The organism is Methylorubrum podarium (assembly GCF_022179745.1).
GTDB classification, from domain to species: domain Bacteria; phylum Pseudomonadota; class Alphaproteobacteria; order Rhizobiales; family Beijerinckiaceae; genus Methylobacterium; species Methylobacterium podarium.
Genome location: NZ_BPRD01000303.1, coordinates 1 through 8,612, shown reverse-complemented (window position 1 = coordinate 8,612; position 8,612 = coordinate 1). Strand labels below are relative to the sequence as shown.

The following is an 8,612-nucleotide window of genomic DNA, read 5'->3' as shown; positions in this document are numbered from 1 at the left end:
GAGCGCGGCGGTGAAGGCGGGCGAGACCGATCCGGCCCACGCCGCGCGCATCGCGCTGGCCCGCTTCTTCGCCGAGAACCTGCTGCCGGCAGCCGGCGGCCTCGAGCAGGCGATCCTGACCGGCGGCGACTTCGCCGACGATCCCGCCTTCGCGCTGGCGGGGTGATCTGATCTAGCGCGCCGCGTCAGGGCCGTAGCCCGCGTAGAAGACCCGCACGGCTTCCGCGACCCGGTGCCGGATCTCGGCCTCGTCCGGCGCCGCGCCCGCGTTGAACAGCAGCCGCGTCAGCATCCCGGCCTGGCAGAGCTGGAGGAAATGCTTGGCGGCGAGATCGGTGTCGGCGGCCCGCAGGCGCCCGGCCGACACCTGCGCCTCGATATAGGCTTTCAGCCGCTCGACTCCGCAGGCCGGGCCGGCCTCGTAGAAGGCCTGCCCGAACCGGGGAAATTTTTCGCAGGCGCCGATCACCATGCGGATGATCGAGACGTGCTCCGGCCGCGCCATCATCGCGAGATAGCTGGTGCCGAGCCGCGTCAGCACGGCGCGCACGTCCGGATCGTCCTCGTCGAGCCGGAACAGGTTCTCGGCCAGCCCCGCCTTCGCCTCGGTGGTCAGGGCCTCGAACAAGGCTTCCTTGCTGTCGAAATAGACGTAGAGCGTGCCCTTCGAGACATTCGCCGCCTTGGCGATCTCGCCCATGCTGGCCCCGTCGAAGCCCGACGCCATGAAGACCTGGCGCGCGCCCTCCAGGATCTGCCGGCGCTTCTCGCTCTCGCCCGACGCCGCCTGTGAGGTGGCCTGCCCTCGCTCCAGTATCGCCGCGCCCGCCATCGCACCCGCCACTCAATCGCGTTGACCGAACCGTTCAGTCAATGCTAACTAGCCCCCGAATGACGGCGGCGTCAACCTGATCCGCCGAATGACCGAACGGTTCGGTCAATGCATGTCTGGGACATCAGCCATGTCGCTTCGTGAGGATACCGGCCGTCCCGAGGCCGTTCTCGAGGGTGCCGAGGAGGAGCGGGCCGAGCGCGGCCGCGCGCCGGCCCTGCCCCCGACGGTCATCGCCGAGCCGATGCCGCCGGCGCCAAGCGCCAAGCCCCGCCGTCCGCTGCGGCGCGCGGTGCTGGGCCTCGTGCTCTGCGCGGCCCTGGGCGGCGGCGCCTATGCCGGCTGGGACTGGTGGACGGTCGGGCGCTTCTTCGTGAGCACCGACGACGCCTACGTGCAGGCGGACATCTCGGTGCTCGCCGCCAAGGTGTCGGGCTATCTCGCGGCGGTGCCGGTCGTGAACGGGCAGGCGGTGAAGCGGGGCGACGTGATCGCCCGGCTCGACGACGGCGATTACCGCCTCGCCCTGCAGGCGGCGCAGGACAAGCTCGCGACCCAGGAGAGCACCATCGCCCGGATCGGCCGGCAGGCCGAGGCCGCGCAGGCGCAGGTGCTGCAGAGCGCGGCCCAGATCGATGCGGCCCGGGCCGACGCGGTGCGGGCGGGTGCCGACTATGCCCGCGCCACGGGGATGCAGGCCGACTACGTCGCCAAGTCCCGCCTCGATCAGGCCAAGGCCGACCGCGACCGCACCGAGGCGGCGGTGAAGTCCGCCGAGGCCGCCCTCGTCGCCGCTCGCGCCAATGTCGAGGTGCTGCGGGCGCAGACGCGGGAGGCCGAGAGCCTCGCCGCGGAACTGCGCACGGCCGCCGACCGCGCGCGGCGCGACCTCGATTTCGCGGTGATCCGTGCGCCCTTCGACGGCGTCGTCGGCAACAAGGCGGTGGAGGCCGGCGCCTACGTGTCGCCGGGCTCGCGGATCGCCGCCCTGGTGCCGCTCCGCAGCGTGCGGGTCGACGCGAACTTCAAGGAGACGCAGCTCGCCCGCGTCCGGCCGGGGCAGGAGGTCCACATCCACGTCGACGCCTATCCCGACCGCGACATCGTCGGCACGGTGGAATCGCTCTCGCCCGCCTCCGGCTCGGTCTTCAGCCTGCTGCCGCCCGACAACGCCACGGGCAACTTCACAAAGATCGTCCAGCGCCTGCCGGTGCGCGTCCACGTGCCCGAGGATGTCGCCGGCGAGGGCCTGCTGCGGCCCGGCCTCTCCGTGGTGGTGCGGGTCGATACCCGCGAGGGCGCCGACGCGCCGGTGCAGAAGCTCGCCGCCCGGCGCTGAGAAGTCTTCCGTCCCGCAAGAGGGGCCGACACGACCGCCCGTCCCAATCACACCCTCATCCTGAGGTGCCGCAGCGAAGCGCAGGCCTCGAAGGATCATCCAGATCCCGCGCGATCCCTGGAGGATCCTTCGAGGCCCGCTGACGCGGGCGCCTCAGGATGAGGTCGCGGCTGGGAGCGATTCTCGAACCCTCACCGAGGCGCCCCATGGCCGCCACCGCCGCTCTCGCTGCGACCCCCAAAAATCCCGCCGCCGAACCGCCGCTCGACCGCCGCCGCATGGTGGCGTTCCTGTGCATGGTGTTCGGGATGTTCATGGCGATCCTCGACATCCAGATCGTCTCGGCCTCGCTCAACGAGATCCAGGCCGGCCTCTCGGCCTCCGGCGACGAGATCCCCTGGGTGCAGACGAGCTACCTCATCGCCGAGGTGATCTCGATCCCGCTTTCCGGCACCCTGTCGCGGGTGCTCTCGACGCGCTGGATGTTCGCGGTCTCGGCCGGCGGCTTCACGCTGATGAGCCTGATGTGCGCCACCTCCTCGTCGATCGGCGAGATGATCGTCTGGCGCGCGCTCCAGGGCTTCATCGGCGGCGGCATGATCCCGACCGTGTTCGCCTCGGCCTTCACGATCTTTCCGCCCTCCAAGCGCCCGATCGTCTCGCCGATGATCGGCCTCGTGGCGACGCTCGCGCCCACCATCGGCCCGACGGTCGGCGGCTACCTCACCGACCTGTTCTCCTGGCATTGGCTGTTCCTGATCAACATCGTGCCGGGCATCTTCGTCACCGTCTCGACCTGGTTCCTGGTCGATTTCGACCGGCCGAACTTCGACCTGCTCAAATCCTTCGACTGGGCCGGGCTCGCCTTCATGGCGGGTTTCCTCGGCTGCCTCGAATACGTGCTGGAGGAGGGTCCGAACCACGACTGGCTGCAGGACGAGGCGGTGTTCGTCTGCGCCCTGGTCTGCGCCGTCTCGGGCCTGGCCTTCTTCGCCCGCGTCCTCACCGCGCGTCAGCCGATCGTCGACCTGCGCGCCTTCTCCGACCGCAACTTCGCCGCCGGCTGCGCGGCGAGCTTCGTGCTCGGCATCGGCCTCTACGGCCTGACCTACCTCTACCCGGTCTATCTCGCCCGGGTGCGCGGCTACTCGGCGCTCCAGATCGGCGAGACGATGTTCGTCTCGGGGCTGTGCATGTTCGCCACCGCCCCGATCGCCGGCAAGCTCTCGGCGAAGCTCGATCCGCGCGTCATGATGGCGATCGGATTCACCGGCTTCGCCGTCGGCACCTGGATCGTCACCGGGCTCACCAAGGACTGGGATTTCTATGAGCTGCTGTGGCCGCAGATCCTGCGCGGCTGCTCGCTGATGCTGTGCATGATCCCGATCAACAACATCGCGCTCGGCACCCTGCCGCCGGAGCGGATGAAGAACGCCTCCGGCCTGTTCAACCTCACGCGCAACCTCGGCGGTGCGGTCGGCCTCGCGCTGATCAACACGATCCTGAACGCCCGCTGGGACCTCCACCTCGCCCGCCTGCACGAGCGCTTCACCTGGGCCAACGGCGCCGCGCTGGAACGCCTCGACGCCATGCGGCGCCAGTTCGAGGTGTTCGGCGGCGACGCCAACGGCATGGCGCTGAAGGCGCTCAACAACACCGTGCGGATCCAAGGCTTGGTGATGAGCTTCGAGGACGTGTTCCTCGTCCTCACCGTGCTGTTCCTGGCGATGGCCTGCGGCACGCCGCTGATCCGCCGCCCGCGCGGCGCCGCCCCGGCCGGAGCGGGGCATTGAGGGCTCGACTCGAGGGAAGCGACGATGGGGCCGGCTTACAAAGCCTCGTCCGAACCTCCGACTTCGAGTTGGATCTGCAACGTCGATCCGGTCGCCTGGGCGAAGCGGCGCAACGACGTGGTCGTCGGGGCGCTTTTGCCCGTCTCCCAGCGGGCAACCATGGCCTGCGACGTACCGATTCGGCGGGCCACCTCGGCCTGGGACAACTTGGCGCGGTGACGCGCCTCGGACATCGCGAAGGCGAGCTCCATCTCGGGCGCGATCTCGTCCCGCACCACCCGGTAGTTCGGATCAGCGTTCCAGCGCTCGCGAACGGTCTTGAACGGGATCGTCATTACAGCACGCCTCTTGCTCTCTCCGTGGCCAGCTCCAACCACCGCTTGGGTGTCTTCCGGGTCTTCTTCATGAAAGCAGCCACGATCACCACGCGCTGGCCCGAAACCGCCACGTAGAGCGCCCGGCCGTCATTGCCGCCTGCGCTTGGGCGCATCTCCCAGATCTTGTCTTGGAGATGTTTGACATGCGGCTCGTGAAGGCGCTCCAAACCCAGCGACTCGATCCGCTCCACGATCTTGTCCAGGGCAGCACGGACCTTCAGGGGCCATGCGTCGAGTTCGGCCAGGACAGCGTCATTGAGGATTTCGACCTGCCACGGCATGGCAAAATCCTATATCAAAAAAGATATCAAACAAGTGGAATGTGTCCGATCGGATGGCGCGCGGAAGGCCGGCCTCACGCCGCCTTCGCCCCCGCGGCCCGGTCCGGGATGATGATGCGGAAGCGCGCCCCGCCCGCCGTCTCGTCGAGGCAGAGGGTGCCGCCGTTGAGCCGCACCAGCTCCGAGGCGATGGCGAGGCCCAGCCCCGTGCCGCCGGCCCGGGTCGAGCCCTGGAAGGCGGCGAACAGGTTCGCCTTGGCCCGCTCGGGCACGCCGGGGCCGTTGTCGGTCACGAGGACCGTGACCGCGCCCGCGCCGGGCCGCCCGCTGCGGAGTCCCTCGATCAGCACGAGGCCGTCGGCGGTCTTCGCCGCGGCATGGGCCTGGACCGCATTGCGCACGAGGTTGGTCAGCGCCCGCAGGAGTTGCTCGGGATCGACGTCGATCTCGAGATCCGGCGCCGCGCGCACCTCCACGCGGAGATGGGCCGCCGGCATCAGGTCGGCGAGGTCGGTCAACTCCTCGAGCAGGGGCGCCAGCGCCACCATGCGCCGCTGCGGGTTCGGCTCCGTGGCGCGGCCGTAGGCGAGCGTCGCCTCGCAGAAGCGGATCGCCCGGTCGAGGGTCTCCACGAGGCGCGGCGCCACCCGCTGCACCAGGGGGTCGGAGACGCTCTCCAGGCGGTCGCCGAGAAGCTGGGCGGTGGTGAGCAGGTTGCGCAGCTCGTGGTTGATCTTGCTCACCGAGAGGCCGAGCTCGGCCAGCCGCCGCCGCTGGCGCAGCTCGCCGCCGAGGGCCACCTGCATCCGGGCGAGCGCGTTCTCCGCCTGCCCGATCTCGTCGGTGCGCGCCGAGCGCCGGGTGACCCGGTCGGTGCATTCGGGGTCGTCGGCGAAGGCGGTGATGTCGCGGGCGAGCCGGACCACCGGCCGCACGATCGCCCGCTGCAGCACGAAGAAGACGAGCCCGGCCGCCAGCACGGCGATGATGAGGCAGGCGACGAGGAGCCGGAGCGAGAAGTCGGCCAGCGACGCCCGCAGGGGGCCCTCGTCGAGCAGAACCTCGACGGCGTCGAAGCCGTCCTGCCCCGGCCCCAGCGCCCGGATCGGCGCGTCGGTGGAGAGGAACAGCGTCCGGAAGGCGCCGACGACCGAGCCCGTCAGGCCGCGCTCGCGCAGGTCGACCGTCTCGGCCACGGCGGACGGGACCGGCCCGTCGGTGAGATAGCGCCAGGTGTCGCCGACCCGCACGGCGATGGCGCGGGCGCCGACCCCCATGAGCAGGCGCCGGGCGATCTCGTCGGGGACCTGTCCCTCGGGGGTGGCGTTCAGCACGAGGGCGGCGACCCGCGCCGCCGCGACCCGGTCGGACAACCGCGACATCCGGTAGGTCGCCACCGCCGGGACGTAGATCAGGATCTCGGCCAGGACGACGAAGGCCACCGTCAGCAGGAACAGGCGGCCCGACAGGCCGAGCCGCCCGAGCCAGGCGAAGGCGCGCGAGCGCGACGGCGGCGACGCGCCGGCCGGTTCCTCGATATGCCAGGGCAGGGCGGCCGTCGCCGCCGGATCAGTCTGCGCCACGCCCGCCGGCTCGGAGGGCCGGCCGGGAAACGGAAGGCGGGGCCGTTTCAAGCGTCACCCGTCGTTGTCTCGTCCAATCGCCGTTCGAACGGCGCGCCTCTCGTGCCGGCGCCCGCTGTCGCACAGGTTGTGCGGCGGACCGGCGACGCGCGCCATTCGCTTGTGCGCAAGTCTTATGCGCGAAGCGCCCGCCGCTCAAGCCGTCGGCGCAGATAAACTGTCAAAAGAGCAAATCCTGCCAGGGCCGCCAGCGCCGCCACCATGCCGGGCGTCACCAGGGCGCGCAGATCGATGGCTTGCGAACAATCCGTTCCCCCGGCCGCGAGGCAGTCCGCCCTCAGCGCGTCGCGGGTGGCCAGCAGGTCTTCGAGGCCGGCGCCGAGCCCGGCATAGATGAAGGCGCCGGGCGTCAGGCCGAGCAGGGTGGCGAGCGCGAAGGTGCGCAGCGTCACGCCGAAGGCCGCCGGAGCGAGGTTGGTGATCCAGTAGGGGAAGATCGGCAGGAGCCGCATGATCAGGATGTAGCCGAAGCCGTCGCGGCGGAACCCGTCCGCGAAGCGCCCGAGCCTGGGTCCGGCCTTGCGCCGGATCAGGTCGCCGGCGGCGTAGCGCCCGACCGAGAACACGATCGACGCCCCCGTCGTCGACGAGCCGATGGCGATCAGGGCGCCGGTCACGGGGCCGAACAGCAGCCCGGCCAGCACCGTGAGCACCAGCGTCGCGGGCAGCGAGACCACGACCGAGCCGACATAGACGAGACAGGCCAGCGCGACCGCCCGCGCCCGGTCCTCGGCGATGAGCGCCTGAAGCCAGACCCGCGACGCGGAGAGCCGGTCGAGGTCGAGGAGATGCGCTCCGCCCGAGGCGAGGATGCCGACGGAGAGCGCGGCCAGCACCACGAGCGGGAGCCAGCGCAGCCAGGGCCGGCGCGGCCCCGGCGGTTCGCTCAGAGGAGTCCGGTCACTCGGCCCGTCACTCGGCCGACCGCCCTCCCCGCCCTCTGGCATCATCGGCCTGCCTCCGCCGGACGGTGTTCGCGAGTCCGTCCTCAGCCCCGCTTGCGCATCCGCAGGATCTTGAAGAAGCCGCCGGGGAAGGTCGGGGCGAGGCCGACGACCTCGACGCCGTTGCGGCGGGCCCAGGCCTCGATCCGGGTCGCCTTGAAGTCCGAGGACCAGCCGATCTTGGTGCAGAGCGGCGCGACGATCTCCTCGACCCGCGCCACCGGCCCGTCGGACTGGCCGAAATGGTTGGCGAGCACGATGCCGCCGCCGGGGCGCACCACCCGCAGGAACTCGGACAGCGCCGCCTCCGGGTTCGGCACCAGGGTGATGAGGAACTGCGCCACCACCGCGTCGAAGCTCGCGTCGGCGTAGCCGAGGCGGCACACGTCCATGACCTGGAGCCCCTTCACGTGGGTCAGCCCCTTGCGCCGGACCTTTGCGCGGGCGCGCTTGAGCATGTCCTCGGACAGATCGACGCCGCAGACGAAGCTGTCGCGGGGATAGTAGCCGAGCGACAGGCCGGTGCCGACGCCGGCCTCCAGCACCCGCGGCCCGTGGGCGACCGCCGCCTCGACGGCGGCGCGGGCGGCGGGCTCGGTGAGCTTGTCGTAGACGACGTCGTAGACCGGCGCCCAGCGGGCATAGGCCTTGCGCATCAGCTCGGTGGTCGGCCCGGCCTCGGGCGCCCGCTCTCTCAGCATCTAACCGTCACCCTCTCCGATCGCGGCTCACGACGCCTCCCCGCCCGGGCACGGGCGCGGCCTGGAGCGCGTGAACGTCAATGAAATTGCGGGAAATCCAATCCGGCGCGGCGCGAAGCGATCCCATCAGGCCGCCTCGGCGGCGCCTGCCTGCAACGCGCCGATGCGCCGGATGGTGCCGCCGCCGAGCACCTGCGCGCGCGGGCCGTCGTCGGCGTAGATCACGCAGGCCTGGCCCGGCGAGACGCCGTCCTCGGGGACGATCAGCTCGACCTCGGCGCAGGCCTCGGCCGCGTTCCACGACAGGCGCGCCGGCCGCGGCTCGCGGGTCGAGCGCACGCGCACGGCCACGGGCCGATCCGCGACGTCTTCCGGCGCGCCGCTCCCGAGCCAGTTGAGGTCGGCGAGGCGGATGCGGCGGGTGGCGAGCGCCGCGCGGGGTCCGACCACGACGCGGGCGGTCTCGGGCTCGAGCCGCACCACGTAGAGCGGTTCGCCGACCGAGAGCTTGAGGCCGCGGCGCTGGCCCACCGTGTAGTGGATGATGCCCTCGTGCTCGCCGAGCCGGCGGCCGTCGAGATCGACGATCTCGCCGGGGCGGGCCGCCTCGGGCCTGAGCTTGGCGATCACGTCGGCGTAGCCGCCCTGGGGCACGAAGCAGATGTCCTGGCTGTCGGCCTTGTCGGCGACCGCGAGGCCGAG

Annotated in this window: 10 protein-coding genes; 3 read left to right on the top strand and 7 right to left on the bottom strand. The window is 71.2% G+C overall.

The genetic code is table 11. The annotated features are described in order from the left end of the window. Positions 1-166: acyl-CoA dehydrogenase C-terminal domain-containing protein (locus MFF42_RS15355; RefSeq protein ID WP_238256515.1), on the top strand; the 166-nt coding region annotated here is incomplete at its 5' end. A gap of 6 nt (positions 167-172) precedes the next feature. Here the strand turns inward: MFF42_RS15355 and MFF42_RS15350 are convergent. After that, complete coding sequence (locus tag MFF42_RS15350) at positions 173-832, bottom strand: TetR/AcrR family transcriptional regulator (protein ID WP_238256514.1); 660 nt, start codon at positions 830-832, stop codon at positions 173-175. Positions 833-962: 130 nt separating this feature from the next. On the opposite strand from MFF42_RS15350, the gene MFF42_RS15345 reads away from it, so the two are divergent. Then, positions 963-2,171, top strand: coding sequence for an HlyD family secretion protein (locus tag MFF42_RS15345; protein ID WP_238256513.1), 1,209 nt, complete (start codon positions 963-965; stop codon positions 2,169-2,171). Between the two features lie 206 nt (positions 2,172-2,377). Continuing rightward, entirely contained in the window at positions 2,378-3,964 is a 1,587-nt protein-coding gene (locus MFF42_RS15340; RefSeq protein WP_238256512.1) for a DHA2 family efflux MFS transporter permease subunit, read from the top strand. Positions 3,965-3,999: 35 nt separating this feature from the next. On the opposite strand, the gene MFF42_RS15335 is transcribed toward MFF42_RS15340, so the two are convergent. From MFF42_RS15335 to MFF42_RS15310, 6 genes are all read right to left on the bottom strand, one after another. Beyond that, complete coding sequence (locus tag MFF42_RS15335) at positions 4,000-4,299, bottom strand: helix-turn-helix domain-containing protein (protein WP_238256511.1); 300 nt, start codon at positions 4,297-4,299, stop codon at positions 4,000-4,002. Continuing rightward, complete coding sequence (locus MFF42_RS15330) at positions 4,299-4,622, bottom strand: type II toxin-antitoxin system RelE/ParE family toxin (RefSeq protein WP_238256510.1); 324 nt, start codon at positions 4,620-4,622, stop codon at positions 4,299-4,301. Before MFF42_RS15330 ends, MFF42_RS15335 begins: the two co-directional genes overlap by 1 nt. Positions 4,623-4,696: 74 nt before the next feature. Then, entirely contained in the window at positions 4,697-6,205 is a 1,509-nt protein-coding gene (locus MFF42_RS15325) for a sensor histidine kinase (RefSeq protein ID WP_238256509.1), read from the bottom strand. A gap of 173 nt (positions 6,206-6,378) precedes the next feature. Then, a complete protein-coding gene (locus MFF42_RS15320) occupies positions 6,379-7,215 on the bottom strand; it encodes a TVP38/TMEM64 family protein (protein ID WP_238256508.1) in 837 nt (278 codons plus the stop codon). Positions 7,216-7,253: 38 nt separating this feature from the next. After that, positions 7,254-7,910 carry a class I SAM-dependent methyltransferase gene (locus MFF42_RS15315; protein WP_238256507.1) on the bottom strand — a complete coding sequence of 219 codons (657 nt, stop codon included), beginning with the start codon at positions 7,908-7,910 and terminating at the stop codon, positions 7,254-7,256. Positions 7,911-8,036: 126 nt separating this feature from the next. Then, on the bottom strand, positions 8,037-8,612 hold a 576-nt coding region (locus MFF42_RS15310; protein ID WP_373875187.1), incomplete at its 5' end, for a tRNA methyl transferase PRC-barrel domain-containing protein.

Excerpts from the sequence above, each read along its gene's own strand:
- MFF42_RS15345 (WP_238256513.1), top strand. The coding sequence starts at position 963 with ATGTCGCTTCGTGAGGATACCGGCCGTCCCGAGGCCGTTCTCGAGGGT.
- MFF42_RS15320 (WP_238256508.1), bottom strand. The coding sequence starts at position 7,215 with ATGATGCCAGAGGGCGGGGAGGGCGGTCGGCCGAGTGACGGGCCGAGT.
- MFF42_RS15315 (WP_238256507.1), bottom strand. The coding sequence starts at position 7,910 with ATGCTGAGAGAGCGGGCGCCCGAGGCCGGGCCGACCACCGAGCTGATG.
- MFF42_RS15350 (WP_238256514.1), bottom strand. The coding sequence starts at position 832 with ATGGCGGGCGCGGCGATACTGGAGCGAGGGCAGGCCACCTCACAGGCG.
- MFF42_RS15340 (WP_238256512.1), top strand. The coding sequence starts at position 2,378 with ATGGCCGCCACCGCCGCTCTCGCTGCGACCCCCAAAAATCCCGCCGCC.
- MFF42_RS15330 (WP_238256510.1), bottom strand. The coding sequence starts at position 4,622 with ATGCCGTGGCAGGTCGAAATCCTCAATGACGCTGTCCTGGCCGAACTC.
- MFF42_RS15335 (WP_238256511.1), bottom strand. The coding sequence starts at position 4,299 with ATGACGATCCCGTTCAAGACCGTTCGCGAGCGCTGGAACGCTGATCCG.